Raw genomic sequence first — 725 nt, forward strand, 5'->3', positions numbered from 1 at the left:
GTATCAGACAGTGCCTTTGGTGTTCCCGCGACGATCCGCGATGTCACCTACCTCGGCGCCGGCTGGCGCGTGGCGCTGGAACTTTCCGACGGGCAGTCCCTGCTCGCCAGCATCACGCGTGGAGATGATGCGGCCGGACACCTGGCTCCCGGCAAACCCGTCATCGCGCGATGGATGCCGGCATCCGTCGCTGTTCTTCCGGCTGAAGGATCACCCTGAAGCGGATTCAAAGGGGAGTAAAAAATCATGACAAAAAACAGACTTTGTATGGGTGTGTCCGCTGCCTTGCTGGCGGCGGCCAGTGTAACCTTCTTTGCGAAATCGGCACCTGCCGCCGATCCGGCGGAAGTTGTGGTCGCCTCGTACGGCGGCTCGTTCCAGGACGCGCAGACGAAGGCCTTCTTCGACACCTACGCCAAAGCCACGGGTGCCAAGGTGACCGGCACCACCGGTTCGGGCTACGCCAAGGTGAAGGCCATGGTCGAGAGCGGCAACGTCACCTGGGATGTCGTCTCGGCAGAGAGCTCGGCTCATGCGAACGAGGTGAAGGACGATCTTCTTCAGCCGCTCGACTATTCGGTCATCAAGGCCGACGGCATTCCGGCGGAACTCCGCACGAAATACGGTGTCGGCTACATCAAGTTCGGCATGAACCTCGCGTGGAGCAAAGACAAGTTTTCGAGCGGACTTACTCCGGCTCAGTTCTTCGACCCGGGGGTGAAGGC

The 725-nt window shown here is 61.0% G+C and carries 1 protein-coding gene and 1 pseudogene; both read left to right on the forward strand.

The genetic code is table 11. The features are described 5' to 3' along the window. Positions 1-219, forward strand: a 219-nt coding sequence (locus ACXJ7R_RS35275; protein ID WP_457155822.1) for a TOBE domain-containing protein, incomplete at its 5' end; no start/stop codon positions are given. A 27-nt stretch (positions 220-246) separates the two neighbouring features. Continuing rightward, positions 247-725: pseudogene (locus tag ACXJ7R_RS35280) on the forward strand (hypothetical protein); the annotation flags it as partial.

This window comes from Mesorhizobium sp. P5_C1 (assembly GCF_054049815.1).